Origin of the sequence: Asprobacillus argus, from assembly GCF_032248395.1 — a bacterium.
In the GTDB taxonomy this organism is placed as follows: Bacteria; Bacteroidota; Bacteroidia; order Flavobacteriales; family Flavobacteriaceae; genus Polaribacter; species Polaribacter argus.
The window spans coordinates 858,065-879,207 of the sequence record NZ_JAVTTO010000001.1; the positions used below are offsets into that span (position 1 = coordinate 858,065).

At 34.9% G+C, this 21,143-nt stretch carries 19 protein-coding genes; 12 read left to right on the plus strand and 7 right to left on the minus strand.

What is annotated here, in order from left to right:
• The first annotated feature begins 49 nt into the window (after positions 1-49).
• Entirely contained in the window at positions 50-934 is an 885-nt protein-coding gene (locus RQM59_RS03850; RefSeq protein WP_349240743.1) for a winged helix-turn-helix domain-containing protein, read from the plus strand.
• Here RQM59_RS03850 and RQM59_RS03855 read toward each other — a convergent pair.
• A complete protein-coding gene (locus tag RQM59_RS03855; RefSeq protein ID WP_349240744.1) occupies positions 924-3,047 on the minus strand; it encodes a serine hydrolase domain-containing protein in 2,124 nt (707 codons plus the stop codon). The genes RQM59_RS03850 and RQM59_RS03855 overlap by 11 nt on opposite strands.
• A 79-nt stretch (positions 3,048-3,126) precedes the next feature.
• A complete protein-coding gene (locus RQM59_RS03860) occupies positions 3,127-4,206 on the minus strand; it encodes a helix-turn-helix domain-containing protein (protein ID WP_349240745.1) in 1,080 nt (359 codons plus the stop codon).
• 111 nt (positions 4,207-4,317) lie between these two features.
• On the opposite strand from RQM59_RS03860, the gene RQM59_RS03865 reads away from it, so the two are divergent.
• Positions 4,318-4,677 carry a YraN family protein gene (locus RQM59_RS03865; RefSeq protein ID WP_349240746.1) on the plus strand — a complete coding sequence of 120 codons (360 nt, stop codon included), beginning with the start codon at positions 4,318-4,320 and terminating at the stop codon, positions 4,675-4,677.
• On the opposite strand, the gene RQM59_RS03870 is transcribed toward RQM59_RS03865, so the two are convergent.
• Complete coding sequence (locus RQM59_RS03870) at positions 4,666-6,021, minus strand: TlpA family protein disulfide reductase (protein ID WP_349240747.1); 1,356 nt, start codon at positions 6,019-6,021, stop codon at positions 4,666-4,668. The genes RQM59_RS03865 and RQM59_RS03870 overlap by 12 nt on opposite strands.
• A gap of 89 nt (positions 6,022-6,110) precedes the next feature.
• On the opposite strand from RQM59_RS03870, the gene RQM59_RS03875 reads away from it, so the two are divergent.
• Entirely contained in the window at positions 6,111-6,905 is a 795-nt protein-coding gene (locus tag RQM59_RS03875; protein WP_349240748.1) for an SDR family oxidoreductase, read from the plus strand.
• Here the strand turns inward: RQM59_RS03875 and RQM59_RS03880 are convergent.
• Complete coding sequence (locus RQM59_RS03880) at positions 6,898-7,254, minus strand: hypothetical protein (protein WP_349240749.1); 357 nt, start codon at positions 7,252-7,254, stop codon at positions 6,898-6,900. The genes RQM59_RS03875 and RQM59_RS03880 overlap by 8 nt on opposite strands.
• Before the next feature lie 50 nt (positions 7,255-7,304).
• On the opposite strand from RQM59_RS03880, the gene RQM59_RS03885 reads away from it, so the two are divergent.
• Genes RQM59_RS03885 through bioA form a run of 3 tightly spaced genes read left to right on the plus strand, consistent with a single transcriptional unit; the run spans position 7,305 to position 10,383 of the window.
• Positions 7,305-8,465 (plus strand): aminotransferase class I/II-fold pyridoxal phosphate-dependent enzyme, encoded by a 1,161-nt coding sequence (locus tag RQM59_RS03885; RefSeq protein WP_349240750.1) that lies wholly within the window; start codon positions 7,305-7,307, stop codon positions 8,463-8,465.
• 47 nt (positions 8,466-8,512) lie between these two features.
• The gene (bioD, locus tag RQM59_RS03890; RefSeq protein WP_349240751.1) at positions 8,513-9,121 is read left to right on the plus strand and encodes a dethiobiotin synthase; all 609 of its coding nucleotides are present in this window, start codon (positions 8,513-8,515) and stop codon (positions 9,119-9,121) included.
• Entirely contained in the window at positions 9,118-10,383 is a 1,266-nt protein-coding gene (gene bioA, locus RQM59_RS03895; protein ID WP_349240752.1) for an adenosylmethionine--8-amino-7-oxononanoate transaminase, read from the plus strand. Before bioD ends, bioA begins: the two co-directional genes overlap by 4 nt.
• Here the strand turns inward: bioA and RQM59_RS03900 are convergent.
• A complete protein-coding gene (locus RQM59_RS03900; protein WP_349240753.1) occupies positions 10,369-10,791 on the minus strand; it encodes a cytochrome c oxidase assembly factor Coa1 family protein in 423 nt (140 codons plus the stop codon). The genes bioA and RQM59_RS03900 overlap by 15 nt on opposite strands.
• Before the next feature lie 96 nt (positions 10,792-10,887).
• On the opposite strand from RQM59_RS03900, the gene RQM59_RS03905 reads away from it, so the two are divergent.
• From RQM59_RS03905 to RQM59_RS03925, 5 genes are all read left to right on the plus strand, one after another.
• Positions 10,888-12,042: a beta-ketoacyl synthase N-terminal-like domain-containing protein gene (locus RQM59_RS03905; protein WP_349240754.1), complete on the plus strand. Its 1,155-nt coding sequence runs from the start codon at positions 10,888-10,890 to the stop codon at positions 12,040-12,042.
• A gap of 54 nt (positions 12,043-12,096) precedes the next feature.
• Positions 12,097-12,672 (plus strand): hypothetical protein, encoded by a 576-nt coding sequence (locus RQM59_RS03910; RefSeq protein WP_349240755.1) that lies wholly within the window; start codon positions 12,097-12,099, stop codon positions 12,670-12,672.
• Between the two features lie 3 nt (positions 12,673-12,675).
• Complete coding sequence (locus tag RQM59_RS03915; protein ID WP_349240756.1) at positions 12,676-14,376, plus strand: flotillin family protein; 1,701 nt, start codon at positions 12,676-12,678, stop codon at positions 14,374-14,376.
• Between the two features lie 65 nt (positions 14,377-14,441).
• The gene (bioB, locus tag RQM59_RS03920) at positions 14,442-15,542 is read left to right on the plus strand and encodes a biotin synthase BioB (RefSeq protein WP_349240757.1); all 1,101 of its coding nucleotides are present in this window, start codon (positions 14,442-14,444) and stop codon (positions 15,540-15,542) included.
• Between the two features lie 103 nt (positions 15,543-15,645).
• Positions 15,646-16,515, plus strand: coding sequence for a cupin-like domain-containing protein (locus RQM59_RS03925; RefSeq protein ID WP_349240758.1), 870 nt, complete (start codon positions 15,646-15,648; stop codon positions 16,513-16,515).
• A 546-nt stretch (positions 16,516-17,061) separates the two neighbouring features.
• On the opposite strand, the gene rseP is transcribed toward RQM59_RS03925, so the two are convergent.
• Together rseP and RQM59_RS03935 are read right to left on the minus strand one after the other, a co-directional pair.
• Complete coding sequence (gene rseP / locus RQM59_RS03930; protein WP_349240759.1) at positions 17,062-18,408, minus strand: RIP metalloprotease RseP; 1,347 nt, start codon at positions 18,406-18,408, stop codon at positions 17,062-17,064.
• An 82-nt stretch (positions 18,409-18,490) separates the two neighbouring features.
• Complete coding sequence (locus RQM59_RS03935) at positions 18,491-20,404, minus strand: M1 family metallopeptidase (RefSeq protein WP_349240760.1); 1,914 nt, start codon at positions 20,402-20,404, stop codon at positions 18,491-18,493.
• Positions 20,405-20,449: 45 nt separating this feature from the next.
• On the opposite strand from RQM59_RS03935, the gene RQM59_RS03940 reads away from it, so the two are divergent.
• Positions 20,450-21,130, plus strand: coding sequence for an SCO family protein (locus RQM59_RS03940; RefSeq protein ID WP_349240761.1), 681 nt, complete (start codon positions 20,450-20,452; stop codon positions 21,128-21,130).
• The last annotated feature ends 13 nt before the right edge of the window (positions 21,131-21,143 follow it).

Sequence of the window (21,143 nt, forward strand, 5' to 3'; positions counted from 1 at the left end):
AAAAAAATGTAAAAGAAGTGTCAACAGTTGTAAAAAGTCATGAAATTGTATGTTATTTACAGAAATTATGAGCAAAAAGACTATTTTTTCGTTTTTGATCTTAGCGATTATTGTTTTCTCTATTTGGGTTTTTACAGATTCTAATGAGAAAAATGATGATTTTTCAGAACGGATTAAAATTTCTTTACGTGATGTAGGGAATCAATTGTTACTTTCCAATCAAGATTCTCTATCTCTAATTTTACCAGTCATGGAGTTAGGGGAATCAAAATTTGAACTTTCTTTTGAAAAGAGGCTTTCATTTTATCCAGATAGTTTAGTTGCTGTTGTGAAACGAAGTTTTTTTAAATCAAATGTATCAGAGAATTATAGAGTAGAAGTAATTCGATGTGTAGATAGAGAAGTTGCCTATAGCTATGAAATAAGTATAGATTCAGAAAACACAATCATTCCTTGTGCAGGACGGTATTTACCAGAGCAATGTTATACAATTCAATTTAGACTCTTAGACAATAGGTCAATCTTTTTTAATAAAGACACATTTTTATATGTTATTGTTTTTGTGGTTTTTCTGATGTTACAGTTAATTTTTTATCGAAAAAAACCAATTCAGAGAATTGAAGAAAATAAAGAAAAATTTGCTGCTATTGGAATTTTTCAATTTTACCCAGAACAACATAAATTAGTAAAAGAAGCAACAGAAATTAACCTTTCAAAGAAAGAATGCGAATTACTGGAAATATTTGTTGCCAACCCAAACCAAATTATCAGAAGGGACGAATTGACAAAAAAGGTTTGGGAAGACAATGGAGTGTTTGTTGGGAGAAGCTTGGACACCTATATCTCAAAACTTCGTAAGAAATTAAAAGACGATGCTTCTATTAAGCTGACAAATATTCATGGCGTTGGATATAAATTAGAAATTACTCCTTAATTTCTTCTAGAACCGTATTTGACAGTTCTTTTCCCTTTTCATCAATAGAAACTACCCAAACATTGGTACTGCACTTTCTGTTAAAAACATCTGTATTTGACGTACATTGTTGAAGTGTACCTTTGATCAGGAAGCCGTTACTGGTTTTTTCCGCAGTATATCCATATTCATTATAAAAACCTCCGTACGATTGCTGCCATTGTAATTTCCCTTTTTTATTGGTCTTAACGACAAACATATCGTAGTTTCCATTTCCAAAAGAACTGGTGGCACCTACAATCAAGTAACCATCGTCAGTTGCAATTATAGAGTTTCCTTTGTCATATGATTTTCCCCCGAATCGCTTGGACCAGATCTCATTTCCGTTAGCATAGTTTTTCGTAAGCAGAATATCGGAAGGATCACCATTTCTTGATCCACTAATAGTAGTTACTTGAATAGAACCTTTTTCAGTAGCAATTTTAGGTTGAAATTTGAGATTTGATTTCTTTTTAAACCGAATATTTTTAGCTCTGCCGTGGGTTAAAATTATGTCTGTAACTCTATTGAATTGATCTCTTTGGGTCTTCAAGAAAATGTTATTATCAAACAATAAATCAGCTCTGTTGTATACTTTAACACGTTTAAACGTCTTGTCATTTAAGAACTTTAGTTTTAGCTGATTTTTCTTTGATAATTTTAACTGAAAACCGATCTCTAATTCGCCATTATAATAGACGCCAACGAATCCTTCTAAATCCATAAATGAAACTGGAGGAACTGTATTTCTCTTGTAACTCATAGTTTTACCAGACGGGTAATACTCAACCATTTCATCTTTGTAAAAAACAATTCTCATCTTTGGGTGATTCGCAAATGAAAAGGAATTTTTCTTTTGAAGAACCATTTCCAGTGTAAAACTACCCTTGCTCCAATATTTCTTACCTTCTTTCTCAATGATTTCGACTGTTTTCTCTCCGTCAGGATACTTATATTGATCTACTATTTTCACTGTTTCATTGCTTTCTGAACTTGCATAAAAACGGTCATTATATTTCACTTTTCTTTTTGATTCTGGTAGAAAAACTTTTGCAATATTATTTGCCATCAAATCACTTCTAATGTTTCCATTATTGCTCATAATAAAAACGGTCAATTTTTCTTTAGGGAAGCGAAGCGTTTGACAGTTATAAGCAAGTGTAGCTCCATCGTGATGAACGGCTTTTCTTCCCAGTCTATTTTCAAGTTTTAATCCAAAGCCATAAGTTTTGATTTCACTGTTTTCAATAGGTAACTGACTTTTAATCAACAAAAGGTTATTATTGTGACTTGCATTTTGTACCGCTTGTTCGAATTTCAATTGATCTTTTAATGTAGTGTATAAAAATCCTTCACCTGAGGTTTTTGTTACGAATGCACTACGAAATAGTTCGCCATAACCCCAATCAGAATACGCATAAGCTTTATTGGGAATTACCTGCAGATATCTTCTAATGAATTCAGTATCATCCATTCCTAACTCTTTGAAAAAGTTCTGAGAGTATGTAGTGAACTTTTTTTTAGTCACCTTTTCAATTATTATAGCAAGTATATTGTAATTGGTATTACTGTAAGAATATTTTGAACCTGGAGTAAAACCTAGATCTTCTTGTTTTTCTACCAATTCTAGTATGTCGCCATTATCTAAACCAACTTGTTTCCACCAAATTCTATTCTGCAAGTTCATTAAATCTACATAATCTCGAATACCACTAGTATGGTTGATGAGATGTCGAATCTTTATTTTCTCTTTTATTTTGGGATATAGGAAAGGCAGATATTTTCTTACATCATCCTCTAAACGTAGTTTTTGTTCAAGTGACAATTGTAAAATCATCAAGGCAGTAAATTGTTTTGCAGTAGAGGCAATATTAGATCTTGTCTTTTTACCAATTTTCACTTTATGTTCTATGTTGGCAAGACCGCGATACTTTTCATAAATGATCTTTCCTTCTTTTACAACTCCTACCATTACACCAGGACCATCTTTTTTAATTTCTGACGCGATGATAGCGTCAATTTTTTTAAATAGATCCTCTTGAGCAATTGTAAAGTTCGCTAAGAAGAATGCCATAAGTGTTACAAATTTTTTCATGATGATGGTTTCTGATTTTTAGACAAAAGTCACTCATAAAGAAGAAGGAAACGCTTCAAATCAAGATTTGAGACCTCTTTTAAGAAATGGTTTTAAGATAATCTTTAGGAGATAAAGAAGTACTTTTTTTGAAAGCCCTATTAAAAGTTGCTTTGCTGTTAAATCCACAATCAAAGGCAATTCCTAATAATGTTGTTTTGTGATGTGCTCCAGATTTTAATTGCTCTTTTACAGCTTCAATTCGGTAATGATTGATAAAATCATTGAAGTTCATATCAAAACCTCCGTTTACCACTGAAGAAATCGTTTTTGTGTTGGTGTTTAACTGCTCGGCAATGTCAGACAATGTCAACTGAGAGTTCTGATACACTTTCTGTTGTTCTAATAGTGCAATAAGTTGCGTTTTCCATTTATCAACGTCAATAGCGCTCATCATTGGTTTTTCTCTCTCAGGAATTATAGGAGTATTATCGACCTTTTTTAATAAGAATGAAGACGATTTTATAGCTTCGGTATAACCACTAATAGAGATATAATAAACAATGAAAGCAAAGGATATAAAATACCAGAAATGACTTCCAAAATTAACCCATTGCGGATTTGAAAAGAAGAAGACGATTCTAATAATAAGCAAAGTATAAAACGCCAATAAAAAATTCCGTATCCAACGAAAAAGAATGGAATCTGCATAACTTACTACATCATAAATCCGTTTCTTGTACGCGCTATATTTTTTAAGACTTAGACCTAAATAATAAAGCATGGAAGCTAGACCCAATAACTGATACCACGTTTTTAAGTCTTTATCTCTGCCATCGGCATAAAAATAAAACTCTTCTAAAATCAGCTTGTCAGTAACGAAAACAACTAAGGAGTACAATAGATATAGAAACCCTGGGACAAAGTGAATCCAATCTTTTTTAGAAAATTTAAAATCTGCTTGTAGTAGGCTTTGAATATAAAAATATACGACTGGACCAATGACTAAAACTTGCATAAATGGAACAAAAAATAAAATATCTGCAGTCACTTTTTTAGCATACCAATTAGCATAACCTAACATGTATGGAACGATATAAAGAGCGCATAGAAACAATAGTAAACTCAACCATTTGTTGCTAGTATTCTGATGTTGGATCCCTCTCCTTAATAATAGCATTGAAAAAATAATTCCATGAAAGAAGAAGATAAGTAATAGCGAACTTTTTTCGTTGAAGACAAAAGGGAAATCCATTGGTTAAATATACCATTAATTTTCTACTTTAGTAGCATGTCAAAACACTATGAATTAGGAAAAAAAGGAGAGCAACTGGCAGTTGACCTTTTAATTGCAAAAGGATATACGGTACGAGAACGAAACTGGCGTTTTCAAAAAGCAGAAGTAGATATCATTGCTCAAAAAGAGAATGTTTTAGCAGTTGTAGAAGTTAAGACCAGATCAACGAGTGAATTCGGAAACCCACAAGATTTTGTAAGTCAAAAGAAAATCAAGTTATTGGTATGTGCTGTTGATGAATATATCCAGCAACACGATCTCGATATAGAAGTTCGCTTTGATATTATTGCGATCACTAAAGAAGACCATCAAGACAAAGTAGTGCATTTAGAGGATGCGTTCCTACATTTTTAACTGAGAAACAGCCGCTTTTAGATCATCTAACTCCTCCGGGTTACCAATAATCTTTTTATCAGCATCCAAGACGAAATATGTTGGAGTAGAAACAATTTGATAGGTTCTTGCGATTTTATTTTCCCATTTCCCAAGCCCTAGAGCATGATGCCAACCTGGTAATGTTGACTTGAACTTATTCCACGAAATATTCGTATTTTCCATAGCAAAAGCAATTACTTTTACTTGGTCCTTACCTTTCATAAATTCAAAAAATTGAGGTATTTCTCTTAGGCAATGCGGACATTCCGTGCTATAAAAGATCAAGACATAATGTTTGCCATCATTTAATTCTGAAAGTGTTACTGTTTTTCCATTTTCTTCCCAGGAAAAGTCTGGAGCGGTTCTACCAGTAGCAATAGCTAAATCTCCTAATATTTTATTTTTAAACTCTTGATTTTTAAATTCAGCAGGTAATTTTTCAAAGTGATTTGAGATAATATAGTCTACAATTTTAGTTTCCTTTGCACTTGAGAATTGCGTAGCTAAGAATTCAATAACATCTGCTTTGAATTTTGGATCGTTGATCAAACCCATCACCTTATCAACGGCATTCTTATGCAATGTTAACTGTTGATCTCTGTCATCAGTATAGTTCATATAGAAAACATAATCAGTAATTCTGTCTATTAAAAAAGATGAATTGAATAGAAAAGGATTCTTGAAATTTATATTGTCAAAGAAATGAGTTAGAACTCCTGTAAAATATTCCTTGGGAGTTTTTGCTGGTTCAACAGCATTGTATCTGTCTGTTGCTTTTATAAAATTCAAGACCAACATATTATTGGCTTTCTGTGTATAGTCCGCCTGGATTGCCTTAATGTTTTTTACTGCCTCTTTATATGTATCGCCTGTGACTTTAGAAGGAGCTCTTAAATACGCAATTTGCAACGAATCTGTTTTATATTGTGCCACGGATAAGGCACTTAAAAAATTACTGTATAATAGATTTTCTTTTGATTTTTCAAAAGTAACCACTGGTTGATCCGAATTTGGATTGATGTTAAATGAAACGTCTTCTTTATTGTATAAAAAATCTATAAAACCTCCTTGCTGGAGATCATATGTAATTCTATAAGACCCAGGAGCAATGTCGTTATTAAATATAAATTCAAAAGAGCCCATACTTTGATCGATCCCTTTTTCAATTTTAGCATTTCGAATATAAACCTGTCTAGCACCTTCTACCTTGTATAGCAATGCGTTTTTATAATTGTTTACTGGTTGTATCGTTCCAGATATTGTATACTGAGCCTGTAACGCAGCAGTTGTTACAAACAGAAAAAGGATTAAAAAATTTCTCATATAATCAGTTTTGAACATAGGCTTTCAAGAAGCATTCCAAAAGTACCACTTCTAATAGAATTTATGTACTTTGTAATAAAATTTTAACAATGAGTTATGTTAATAAAGTAGTTTGGATCACTGGCGCTTCATCCGGAATTGGAAAGGCTTTGGCACTTCATTTAGCGGAACAAGGCGCAAAATTGATCGTCTCATCGAGAAAAAAAGAAGACTTAAATAAGGTGAAAGAACTTTGCCAAGATCCAGATAATATATATGTCCTGGATTTGGACCTTGCTCAACACGCTAATTTTAAAGAGAAAGCAAAAGAAGCTATTAAAGCTTTTGGGCGGGTGGACGTTTTGGTAAATAATGGAGGAATTAGTCAGCGATCATTGGTAAAAGATACTTCCATAGATGTTGATGAGCGTATTATGAATATCAACTACTTGGGAACAATTGCATTGACAAAAGCTGTGCTTCCTCATTTTATAGAAAATCAATCTGGACAGTTTGTTGTTACAACAAGTATAGTAGGTAAGATTGGAACCCCGTTACGATCTAGTTACGCTGCATCCAAACACGCTTTGCATGGTTTTTTTGATAGTCTTCGAGCGGAGGTGTATAACGACAAGATTGCAATTACATTGATCTGTCCTGGATATGTAACCACCAATGTTTCTATGAATGCGTTGACTGGTGATGGCACACCTCAGCAGACTATGGATAAAGCCACAGCGAATGGAATTAAACCGGAACGATTTGCCAAACTCATGGTTCGAGCAATGAGCGCAAAAAAAGAAGAGGCATACATTGCTGGAGCAAAAGAGAAGTTAGGAGTCTATGTAAAAAGATGGATTCCTAAACTATTTTCGATTATGGTTAGAAAGCTAAGTGTTACTTAAAATAACCCAATGTATCAAAATAGTGAACGATGGACTCTTTCATGAGGACGGTTTGTTCTCCCGCTTTTAAATTTGGTAATTCGGTCACTACTTTATAATGTGGCCAACCGTCTTCATCAAAGTACTCAAACTCATAATATCCATAGGGTTCTAACAGTTTACATATCGCAATATGCATAAGATTTACCTTATCGTCTTTCTTAAATCGTCTTTGTCCCTGACCCAATTCTTGTACACCAATCAAATAGATAATACTGTCTAAATTAAGTGTATCCCCATCAGCAAATTGACCAGATAACTTATCAACCAAAAAATCCCATTTTTCCTTTAAAGAACTATCTTTTACCATCTGTGTTTTTAAAAATCCAAAGGTACAAGATTTTACATACATTTGTGTTGATGAGATTTCCAAAAAAACTTGATCATAAACTTCAAAAGCGATTGAATTCAAATGCCATGCGCAGTTTGAAGCCTCAAAATAATTTGGTCGATTTTTCTTCCAACGATTATTTAGGAATGGCTAGAAATGAACAGGTTTTTGATAAAACACATCAATATTTACGCGATAACAACATGCAACTGAATGGAGCGACGGGGTCGAGGTTGTTATCCGGAAATCATGATATGTATGAAGAGTTAGAAACCTATTTGTGTGATTTTCATAATGCTGAGTCGGCACTTGTGTTCAATTCAGGTTATGACGCCAATGTAGGCTTTTTCTCTAGCGTTCTTCAGCGAGGAGATATTATTCTTTATGACGAGTTCATTCATGCCTCTATTAGAGACGGATTAAAAATGAGCGATGCCAAAGGTTATAAATTCAAGCATAATGATCTTGAAAACCTGAAAGAACTATTGACCCGTCATGCTGAACTTGTTTCAGCACCTGAACAAGAAATCTATATCGTTACGGAATCCATTTTTTCAATGGATGGAGATGCTCCAAATCTTATAAAGATATTGGAACTAGGAAAAAAGTATGGCGCTCATTTAGTTGTTGATGAAGCCCATGCTGTTGGACTTTTTGGGGACAAAGGACGTGGAATTGTGCAGGATTTGGGAATTGAAGAAGCCATTTTTGCCAGAATTATTACATTCGGAAAAGCAATAGGGAGTCATGGCGCAGCTATATTAGGCAGCAGTTTATTGAAAGAATATTTGGTTAACTTTTCGAGAAGCCTCATTTACACGACTGGTTTGTCTCCTCATGCCGTCGCAACTATCAAAATGGTTTATACGCTCATAAACAATAATCAAACGACTATTGAAAGTTTAAAAAATAAGATTACCTATTTCAGAAGAAGAATACAAGAACTGAATATGGGTAAGATCTTTATTGAAAGTAATTCAGCCATCCATTGCTGTGTTATCCATGGAAATGAAAGGGTAAAACAAGGAGCCGCTCAATTACAACAGAGAGGGTTTGATGTAAAACCAATTCTGTCTCCAACCGTACCCGAAGGACAAGAACGACTACGTTTTTGTTTACATTCGTATAATTCCGAAAAAGAAATAGATGAAGTCTTAGAGACACTTCGTATTTTTGTGACATCTTACTGAATCACTAAATCTAGATGAGAGGCTGAAACAAGTTCAGCATGACAATTATGAAAAAATATTTTATAACAGGAATTTCTACGGAGGTAGGAAAAACGGTTGTATCAGCAATTGTTACGGAAGCTTTGGAAGCGGATTACTGGAAACCTGTCCAGGCGGGGGATTTGCATTACTCAGATACGGATAAGGTAAAAGCATTAATTTCGAATAAAAAATCTGTTTTTCACAAGAATTCATTTGCTTTAAAAACGCCTATGAGTCCTCATGCATCCGCAGAAATTGATGGAATTCAGATCAAGTTAGATCAAATCAAAGAACCAAAAACGAAAAACGACTTGGTCATTGAAGGAGCTGGAGGGTTGTTTGTTCCTTTGAACGATTCAGATACGATATTTGACCTTATTAAACCTAGTTATAAGGTAATTGTGGTTTCACGTCATTATCTTGGAAGTATAAATCACACGCTACTTACGGTAAACGCACTTAAGGAAAAAGGGCTGGATATTGGGATTATTTTTTCGGGAAAGGAACATCAAACTACAGAGGATATTATCGAAAAGATGACTGGAGTACCCATCATAGGAAGAGTAGATGAAGAACCGTATTTCGACAAAAATGTGATAGTAGAATATGCAGAAGAATTTAAAGACAAATTATGAGCCTAAAAGAACGAGATAAGAAACATCTTTGGCACCCTTTAACGCAGCATAAAACACATCCAGACACTATTGGAATTGTGAAAGCAAAGAACTGTATTCTTTTTGATGAAAATGGAAATGAATATATAGATGGTATTGCCTCATGGTATGTAGCTATGTACGGACACTGCAATCCATATATTACAAACAAAGTAGCTGCTCAAATGCAGCAATTAGATCAAGTTGTATTTAGTGGATTTACCCATGAGCCAGCTATAAAGCTTTCCGAAGAATTGATGAAGATACTTCCAGAGAATCAACAGAAAATGTTCTTCAGTGATAATGGCTCTACTAGTGTTGAGATTGGTATTAAAATGGCATTGCAATACCATTTTAATAAAGGAGAGAAAAAGAACATTTTGCTAGCTTTCGAAGATGGATTTCATGGAGATACTTTTGGAGCAATGAGCGTGTCTGGGCTTTCTGTTTATAATGGACCTTTTGAAGATTTTTTTATTGAGGTTAAAAGGATTCCTGTACCGGGCGGAAAGAACCATAAAAAAATCATGGATCAGCTGGAAAAAATTGTGTCTACGAATAAAGTAGCTGGATTTGTATATGAACCCTTAGTGCAAGGAGCAGCGGCTATGAAAATGCATTCAAAAGAAGGACTCAATGAGATTTTAAAGTTTTGTAAAGACCATACAATCATTACTGTTGCAGATGAAGTAATGACAGGTTTTGGAAAAACAGGAACCTATTTTGCTTCAGATCAAATGGAGATAAAACCAGACGTTATGTGTTTGAGTAAATCACTTACTGGAGGCCTACTACCTATGGCGCTAACGACATGTTCTCAAGAAATATATGATGCATTTTATAGTGAAGACATTAAAAAAGGACTGTTCCACGGACACACCTATTCTGCAAATCCATTAGCATGTACAGCAGCTTTGGCAGCTGCAGAATTGTTGCAAACCTCAGAAATGCAAACCAACATTAAAAGAATTATTGCTTCGCATCAATCATTTAACGAGCGAATCTCGACACACTCAAAAGTGAAGACCACTCGTCAAACGGGAATTATTTTTGCACTGGATCTGAATATTGAAATGGATCGTTATGGAAACTTGAGAGACCAACTGTTCCAATTCTTTATGGAACGAGGAGTTTTCTTAAGGCCTCTTGGGAATACGATCTACATTTCCGCACCATATACTGTTTCAGAAGAACAATTGGAGAAAATCTATCAAACGATAGAAGGTTTATTAGATACCCTCTAAACTTTTATCCAGAAGATTGATCTTTTCATTAGTTTCCTTAATGTGTACATACAATTTTTGATACACCCATGTCTCATTTTCTTTGTACCCCTTTACAATAAGGGACCCTTTTCCTTTTGGTCCTTCAATAGGAACGATAAAATCTATGCGACTCCCCGAATCCGAATTGTACGTCATTTCTCCGGTTGGGAGGCCATATTTTTCAATAGGTTCTCCTAAAAACTTGATTACCTGAGGGTCATTTGAAGCTTTTTCTAACCCATGTTGAGTAGGTTCTGAGCCACTGATCAATGAGAAAATTCCTACAATACCCAAAATGAATAAAATAATGATGGTTCCGCAACCCATGGTGGGGACGAACCATGTCCAATTTCGGCGAAACCAACTTTTTTTTACGTGATGTTCCATGCTAAATTTTTTAACAAGATAAATAAAATAGATTTCAATGGTATTTTGAGTATAAATAAATGTTGATGCGTATTTTTGCAACAAAGAAGAGAGAACTTGAGAGAACCAATAGCCATTACTTCAATTGCGTCCATTTCGGCATTAGGAAAAACACAAAGCGATATTTGGATGCAGTACCAAAATGATAGTCATGCGATCAAATTAAAAAAGTTTGATACATCTTCTGCATTTGTATCGGAAATTTCCGAGAAAGACAAAGAGGAAATAGATGCATTGATAAAATCAGATTCTAAATATAAGAACTTGGATGCTAGTGTTTTGTTTGCTATATACACGTCAAGAAAGGCAATTGAAAAGGCTGGCTGGGATGCTTCAGATAATTTTGGGATTAACATTGGATCTTCTAGGGGGGCGACTTCTTTATTTGAGAAATATCATCAGTCCTTTTTAAAATATGATTTTGCAGAGACACTTACGTCCCCTACAACTACTTTGGGAAACATATCTTCTTGGGTAGCACATGACCTACAAACCAAAGGACCAGAGATCTCTCATTCTATTACTTGTTCAACGGCACTTCACTCTTTGTTAAATGGAGTTGCCTGGATGCAATCAGGTATGGCAGATAAGTTTTTGGTAGGAGGTAGTGAAGCTGCACTAACAGGTTTTACTATTGCACAGATGCGAGCGATGAAAATTTATGCAAGTAACGAAGCAGAATATCCTTGCAGAGCTTTTGATCTTGAAAAGAAGGAAAATACGATGGTCATTGGGGAAGGAGCTTCTATGGCTTGTTTAGAAAAAGGAATTTCGGAGAATGCCCTTGCCTATATAGCCGGAATTGGATATGCCACTGAAATTTTGGAGCATAATATTTCTATTTCTACGGAGGCAGATTGTTTTCAACGATCTATGACGATGGCTTTAGGAGATACAGATCCTGATGAAATTGACGCGATTGTTATGCATGCTCCTGGAACAATTAAAGGAGATATATCCGAATTCAAAGCGATTTCAACAATATTTTGTAACAAAACGCCTTTTTTGACTACTAATAAATGGAAACTAGGCCACACCTTCGGTGCGTCGGGAATGTTGAGCTTGGAATTAGCATTGTTCATGCTAGTACACCAACAACCAGTTTCGGTTCCTTTTGCTATGGATCAAGACCAACCAAAAAAATTGCATAAAATATTGGTAAATGCTGTAGGCTTTGGTGGAAACGCGGTTTCTGTATTGTTGACGAGATAAACCCTTTTATTCCGTCAAAATTATTTATATTTAGTAACTTTTAAATTAATTACTATGATGGAATGGTTTTCTAATTTGACCACTTTTGAGCAATTTTATTGGGCAGTGGCTGGGATTTCTAGTGTGGTCTTTGTGTTTGTTTTAATATCAACATTTATAGGCGCAGAAACAGATGATATTGGAGATATCGATGCTGAGGTAGATGCAGATGTTGGTGCTGGATTTCAATTTTTCACCTTTAAAAACACGGTTGCTTTTTTTACAATTTTTGGTTGGAGTGGAATTGCCAGTATGGGTGATGGAAGTTCCAAAACAACTGTTGTAATCATTTCTCTTATATGCGGTTTGGCAATGATGACTTTGATGGCGAGCATGTTTTATTATATCAGTAAACTGACATCTAGTGGAACGCTAAAAATGAAAAACGCTTTGCACTCAATAGGTGAAGTTTATTTAACTATTGGAGCAAATAGATCCAATATTGGAAAAGTACAAGTAAAAGTGCAAAACTCGTTACGAGAATTAGAAGCTTTGACCGATCATGATAATGACCTAACGCAAGGAATGGTTATAAAAGTGGTTGAAGTAACGTCAAATGGAATATTAATTGTAGAACCTCAAAAAAAATAAAAAATGTCTATGTTAAATTTAATTGCTCTCCAATTAGGAGATTTAGGGTGGCCGGTAACAATTGTTGCTATCATCCTTGGAGTATTAATCATCTTTCTTACTTTATTAAAAAGATATAAAAGATGTCCATCTGATCGAATATTGGTAGTCTATGGAAAAGTTGGCGGTGGAGAATCGGCCAAATGTATACATGGAGGAGCCGCCTTTATATTTCCAGTATTTCAAGATTATCAATTTTTGGATTTAACTCCAATTTCTATTGAAGTAAACCTTGTCAATGCATTATCTAAGCAAAATATTCGTGTAAACGTTCCTTCTCGATTTACTATTGGTATTTCTACAGAACCAGGAATCATGCAAAATGCAGCAGAGCGTTTGTTAGGTTTAGGGCAGAATGAAATCCAAGATTTAGCGCAGGAGATTATTTTTGGACAGCTGCGTTTAGTAGTTGCTTCTATGGATATTGAAGAAATTAATTCTGATAGAGATAAGTTCTTAACGAATATTTCTAAAAGTGTAGAATCAGAATTAAAGAAAGTAGGATTAAAACTAATCAACGTAAATATTACAGATATTGTTGATGAGTCGGGATATATTGAAGCTTTAGGAAAAGAAGCGGCAGCGCATGCAATCAATGCAGCACGTAAATCTGTTGCAGAGAAAAATAGAGATGGATCTATTGGAGAGGCAGATGCTGTGCAAGACGAAAGAATTAAAGTTTCAGAATTACAAGCGAAAGCTAAAATTGGAGAGGCTAAAGCAGCTCAAAACGAAAGAACTCAGGTAGCGGCAGCTATGGCTGAAGCAAAAATTGGTGAAGCCAATGCAGATCAAAATGAGAGAATACAAACTGCAAGTGCAATTGCCAAAGCTAAAATTGGAGAGGCAGAAGCCTTAAAGGATGAGAGAATTAAAACTTCGGAAGCGAATGCGAGAGCAATTGATGGAGAAAATACAGCAAAAATATCTATTGCTGAGTCAGATGCGTTACGAAGAGAAAGAGAAGCAGAAGCAGAAAAAAGAGCGATCGCTTCTGAGAAAGTTCAGGCAGCGAAAGCCTTAGAAGAAGCATATGCTGCAGAAAAAGAAGCTGAAAATGCCAGAGCTATAAGAGATAAAGCGAGTCAATATGCAGATATTGTGGTTCCTGCTGAAATAGAAAAATCAAAAATTGAAATCGACGCAGAAGCTGAGGCTGAAAACATTCGAAGAATTGCAAAAGGAGAAGCAGATGCAATTTTCTTAAAGGCTCAGGCAGAAGCAAAAGGAGTTTTTGAAGTATTAACAAAGCAGGCTGCCGGTTTAGATCAAATCGTGAAGGCTGCTGGAAATGATTCTCAAAACGCAGCGCTATTATTAATTGCGGATAAATTACCAGAATTGGTAAGATTACAATCGGAAGCGATTAAGAATATTAAGATTGATAAAGTAACTGTTTGGGAAAACGGAGGAGGAAAAGATGGAAAAACATCGACTTCTAATTTTATTTCAGGAATGTATAATGCGGTACCGCCTTTACAAGAAATGTTTAATATGGCAGGAATGCAATTACCAGAGTATTTAAAAGGTAAAGAAATTTCTTCGGAAGGAATAGAAGAAGAACCCGCTCCAACTGCTAAAGTGATAAAAAACAAAGAAATAAAACCGCAGGTAGATGAAAAGAAACCTTCGGATGAAAAGCCTAATTCGGAAGAAACTAAATAACAGGGATAAAATTCCGCTACTACAGCGGAATTTTTTATTTTTGACCTATTAAATAACGCCCACATATGAGCACTGCAAAACATAACTGGACTAAAGAAGAGATCTTAGAGATATATAATAAACCTTTAATGGAATTGCTGTATGATGCAGCTACCGTTCATAGGAAATATCACGACCCTAATACGGTACAGGTATCTACATTGTTATCCATAAAAACAGGAGGATGTCCAGAAGATTGTGGGTACTGTCCACAGGCAGCAAGATATCATACAGATATTGAAGGAAATGATCTAATGACCGTTCCCCATGTAAAAGCGCAGGCACTTAGAGCAAAGGCTTCAGGTAGTTCTAGGGTTTGTATGGGGGCAGCTTGGAGAAATGTGAAGGATGGACCGGAGTTTGATCAGGTGTTAGAAATGGTGAGAACCATTAATAAGTTAGATATGGAAGTATGTTGTACGTTAGGGATGATTACCGAGAATCAGGCGCATCGTTTAGCAGAAGCAGGATTATATGCCTATAACCATAACTTAGACTCATCTGAAGAATATTATAAAGAAGTTATTTCTACTAGAGGATATGAAGATCGTTTAGAGACCATTGATAATGTTAGAAAAACGAATGTGACAGTTTGTTCAGGAGGAATTATTGGTATGGGAGAAAATGTAGAAGACAGAGCAGGTATGTTAGTTGCTTTAGCGACATTAAACCCACAACCAGAATCTGTACCGATTAATGCATTGGTAGCTGTTGAGGGAACGCCAATGGAAGATGAGAAACCAGTTGAGATTTGGGATATGATCCGTATGGTAGCAACCACCAGAATTGTAATGCCAGAAACACAAGTACGACTGTCTGCAGGAAGAACAGAAATGAGTAGAGAAGGACAAGCAATGTGTTTCTTTGCAGGAGCAAATTCGATTTTCGCAGGAGATAAATTACTGACCACTCCAAATCCAGATGTAAATGAGGATATGGAAATGTTTAAAATGTTAGGGTTGAATCCACAAAAACCTTTTATAAAAAAGATGCAACCAGAAACGGTGGAAGCTGGAGATTCTAAATTTGAATCTCTTGGAGAAAAACCAAAGTGGACTAGGCCAGAACATACCATTGAAAGAAATGAAATGGCCAAACAAAAAGCGAAAGAGGTAAAAGTTTCCTAAAAAGAGTAACAGAACTGTGTTTATGAGCGTCTACTCTTTGTGAATAGCAATGAGTTAACTATTTTAGAACGTTTTTTTAACTTTGCTTTTTAATTGATTAAGAATGAGTTTAAACTTATCTCAAATAGATAGGGTAGAAACTATCACCAAAAAAGATTTTATAGAAAAGTACTTCAAACCTCAAAAACCTGTGGTAATTGAGCGTTTTATTGAAGATTGGCCTGCCTATAAAAAATGGAGTTTAGACTATATAAAAGAAGTAGCTGGAGATAAGACGGTACCCCTATATGATGATAGACCTGTAGATTATAAAGATGGCTTTAATGAGCCACATGCCACCATGAAAATGAGTGAGTATGTAGAGTTACTGAAAAAAGAACCTACGAAATATCGTATTTTTTTATGGAATGTACTTAAGGAAGTTCCCATGTTACAAAAGGACTTTAGTTATCCTGATTTTGGCTTGAGGCTACTCAAAGGATTGCCAATGCTGTTTTTTGGAGGAACAGATTCCTATACATTTATGCATTACGATATTGATCTGGCAAATATTTTCCACTTTCATTTTGAAGGTAAGAAACAATGTATTCTGTTTGAACAGGATCAGCGTAAATACCTCTATAAAATTCCAAACTCTTTGATTACTAGAGAAGATATCGACTTTGCTAATCCAGATTTTGACAAATGGCCAGCATTGAAACATGCTAAAGGTTATGTTGCCGATTTAGAACATGGAAATGTGCTGTATATGCCGGAAGGTTATTGGCATTATATGAGATATATTACTCCAGGGTTTTCCATGAGTCTTAGGGCTATTGCTAGAAAACCTAAAAACTTATCGCGAGCTATATACAATATTGCGATCATGCGAACTTATGATAATATCATGAGAAAGATAAAAGGTCAAAAGTGGATCGATTGGAAAAATGAAAAAGCTATTCAAAACACACACAGAAAACTGAATATAGATTAATTATAGTATTAAAAAAATAATACTATATTGCAAGGAATCTTTTAAACCCCCTATTATGAAAAGATGCCCTAAGTGCGAGTCTACGCGACGAATGAGACGTTCCCGAAAATCATTTTTAAAATTTGTGCCACTATCTAAACTATATGCTTGTATGGATTGTGGAACCAAATACTTATATCTACAAATGGTAGATGTAAGTGTTAAGATCAAAACAGAAGTCTATAGAAGGCTTATTTAAACAAGCTATATAATAGTATAGTTGGATCACCTGTAAAGGTGAAAAAAAACGTAACAATTTAAAAATAAAATAGTTACCGTTTCTTATAAATTATAGTCTATATTGCGGATTGTCTTCCAATTCCCCCGTAATATGAAACAATGTCCGAAATGTAAATCTGTTAAGAGGAATCGGCGTACCAGAAAACCGCCACTTAAATATATCCCTTTTTCTAAGGCTTATTCCTGTCAGGATTGTAGCACACGTTATTTGTACTTCCAACCATTGGCGATATCAATAAAAATTAAAAAACGTTACTAACCCTAACGTCAGTTAAAGAGTCTGAAAATATCATTCCCATTGGCAAAGAGCAACAATGCTATTAATAATATAAAGCCTGCTACCTGCGCATATTCTAGGAATTTATCTCCTGGTTTTTTACCCGTAATCATTTCCCATAGTGTAAACACTACATGACCACCATCTAAAGCTGGAATAGGTAATAGGTTCATAAAACCAAGCATGATAGATAAGAAAGCTGTGATATTCCAAAAGCTTTGAGCGCTCCATTCTGAAGGGAAAATACTTCCAATAGAAATAAATCCTCCTAAACCTTTATAAGCCCCTGTACTAGGATTAAAGATCTTTTTCAATTGTTTTACATAGTTGCTAAGTGTCTCGTAAGATTTTCGAAAACCAGCAGGAATTGCTTCAGAAAACGAATAAGATATATCAGCTAAATCATAATATCCCATTTTTCCTAAATCGCTCATCTTCAAATCCGCAGCATACACTCCTAGTTTGCCTTCTTCTGTAATGGAAACTGGGATTTCCTCGACACCACCATCTCTTTTTACCGATAACTGAATATTCTGACCTTTGTACCCCAATAGGAGACTTTGTACTTCATCGTAATATTTTACTTCTTGTCCATTTACTTTAACAATAAGATCTTTAGCTAGAAGACCTGAGTCTTTATTAGGAGACTCATCAGGAATTTTCCCAATAATAAAAGGATATCTTGGTGAAACAATGGCACCTGCATCTTTACCTCTATCTATTAATTTAGAAATAAAATCGACAGGAAGATCTTTCTCAATAGTTTGCCCATCTCTGTCAATAGTAAATCTATTTCCATTAATAAAAGCTACAGTAATATCTGAGAATCTTCTCAGTTTTTCTCCGTCTACGGATACTATTTTATCCCCATTTTGAAGACCTACTTGAATGGCTAATGAATCTGTTACCCATACACCATCTGTAACATTTTCGTTTGGTAAATACTTTTCACCATATGAATACATTAGCATGATATAGATAAAAATACCCAATACAAAATTCACAAAAACACCACCCAACATAATAATAAGACGCTGCCAAGCTGGCTTAGATCTGAACTCCCACGGTTGTGGTTCGCCTTTCATCTGCTCTTTATCCATACTTTCATCGATCATTCCAGCAATCTTAACATACCCTCCAAGAGGAATCCAACCAATACCATATACGGTCTCTCCCACTTTCTTTTTTACTAAAGAAAATTTATAGTCAAAGAAGAGGTAGAACTTCTCAACTTTAGTTTTGAATAGTTTGGCAGGGATAAAATGTCCAAGCTCATGTAAGACGATCAATAAAGAAAGGCTTAAAATAAATTGTGATGCTTTTATTAATATTTCCATAAGGAATTTTGGTCAAGTATTTAAAACGCACAAATGTACGTTTTTAAAGAGAGTTGTAAAAGATTTAAACGGGGAAGGCTTTTTATTTTAACAAAGTTTTAGTTAACAAACCCTTATCCGTAGTAATTTTCAAAATATAAACACCATTTTTCAAACTAGATAAGACCGTAACTTCTGCCGGGCTTGTTTTACTAAAAACCAATTGCCCAAGTGTATTAAACAATTCTATTTTTTGAAGTTGAATATTGTTGGATACTTGTATTGTGAGGTTATCTATAACAGGGTTTGGAAAAATACTGATACCAGCGGCTAACACATCATTCTCGATAGAAAGTGTAGATGTATTATTACGGCTAATAATATCTGATTTAGGATCAAAAACTACATTCGCTATAGCAAAAGCCGCAGTATGATTAAAAACCTGACCATCTGTTGTGTGTTCAACTCGAATGGTTTCTTCTTCTCCAGAAGCCCCCTCAATTTTAAAGATTAAGGGCATTTCAAAGAAAGAAACGCTACTATGAGATTGTGTTTGGTTAACGGTAATAGCGACTGAATTCCCATCCACATTAGACGTAATCTGATAGCTAGGATACCCTTCGCCAGAATACCAATCGTCAAAAAATTCAGTAAGACTCAATCCACTTTCTGTCTCCAAATGTTGAATTAACTCTGGAGTTTTCGCAAAACCATATGCCAGATTAGGATCTTGCAAGTAGTTTTTTAAGGCATTAAAAAAGTCCGTATCTCCTAGTTTGTATCGCAACATATGCAATAACATAGATCCTTTATTATAGCTTAATCTTGAACTGAAAATTCGTGAGACTGAACTAATATCAGTACATAGTACAGATCCAGAAGGAGAAGCTGTAATAGAATTAGTCTTTCCTTGTTTCCAAGCTATAAAATCAGATTCACCATCTAGATTTTCAATCACCAATCCATTTAAATAGGTAGCAAACCCTTCATTTAACCAAATATCTTCCCAGGAACCACAAGTAACTTTGTTTCCAAACCATTGATGCGCTAGTTCATGAGCGATGAGCCCCCTACTAAAATTACCCATAAAGGAAACCGTAGTATGTTCCATACCTCCACCCCAACCAAATTGGGCATGCCCATATTTTTCATCGGCAAAAGGATACTGTTCAAATAGATTTACAAAAAGGTTCATAATATCCACGGTAATCGCTGTTGAATTTTGCGCAGACGCAAATGTTTCCGGGTACACATAATTTACAATATCAAAGTTGCCATTGCTTACATGGTGTGAGTATTCGGTATAATCAGTCACTGCAATAGCGATCAAATAAGCAGGGATCTTATATTTATGCTTCCAATGTGTTACCAAATCACCACCTACTGGAGTTTCTGAAATACGTAAACCATTGGAAATGCCCTTATAGGCATTAGGGTGTGTTAAGTATACGTCTATGGAATCTATCTTATCTGTTAGGTCTTGTTTACACGGCCACCATCCTTTTGCTCCATAAGGTTCTGAAAGTGTCCATAAAACAGGTGTTCCGTTATGAGTACTTACTTCGAAAGAGTCAAAACCTGTACTCACTGGATTACCGCTATAGGTTATTTTCAAAGAATCTAATACACCTTGATTTAAGGTCGAAGGTAACGTGATGATTAATTCATCATCAGAATTTGTTGTATGAGTAAGACTTACCCCTCTTTGGGTAACAGAAGAAACGGTTAAGTTACTGGCCATATCGAATGTTATGGAAGACATATCTTCTTCAGCAACAAAGTGGGTTGTTACTGTACCGCTTATGGAAGCTTCAGTTGGATCTACATTCCACTCTAACTTGTGATATTTTACGTCGTAATTCGCCGTGTTTAAATTTCTCTGAAACACTAGTTTTTTGGAAGCACTCTTTTTTTCTCCTTTCGTTAGTTCATTGAGGTATGCATCTTTATAATACTCTTTTTTTTGAGCAAAAAGAGAGAGCGTTAAAAAGAAAAATAATAGTGGTAAAAACCTCATTATAAACTAACTTTGCATTGTGTTTGTAAATATAAATACTTTTAAATGAACCTGCACTTTTTTAAGAAATCAATACCTACGTTAATTTTCTTGGTCGTATTTTCTATAGTAGGAATTATAGCGTTTTACCATATTTTAAAAGTGGATAAAAAATTAAAGGTATACAGCCCGTCTGATGTGAACCCAAAATTAGTAGACCCAACAGTAAAGCATGTACGTAACAATCATAAGATTGCTGATTTCTCTTTGGTCAATCAAAATGGGAAAATAATCACAAATAAAGACTACGAAGGCAAGATCTATATTGCAGACTTCTTCTTTACACGTTGTCAGACTATTTGTATTGTCATGGCGTATAACATGGGAGAATTACAAGAGTACTACAAAAATGACGATGATATTATGTTTTTATCACATTCTGTTACACCAGTGATGGATAGTGTTCCTGTATTAAAAGAATATGCAATAAAGAAAGGAGTGGTAGATAAAAAATGGAACGTAACTACAGGGCCTAAAAAACACATTTATGATCTGGCCCGTAAAAGTTACTTTGCTGTGCTGGATGAAGGTGAAGGAGATGAAAATGACTTTATACATACAGAGCAATTTGTATTGATAGATAAAGAACGTCGTATTCGAGGATTCTATGATGGAACCAAAAAAGAGGATATGGAAAAAGTAAAGAATGACATAAAGTTGTTAAAGGTAGAATATGCCGAAGATTAACTTGTTTAGAATC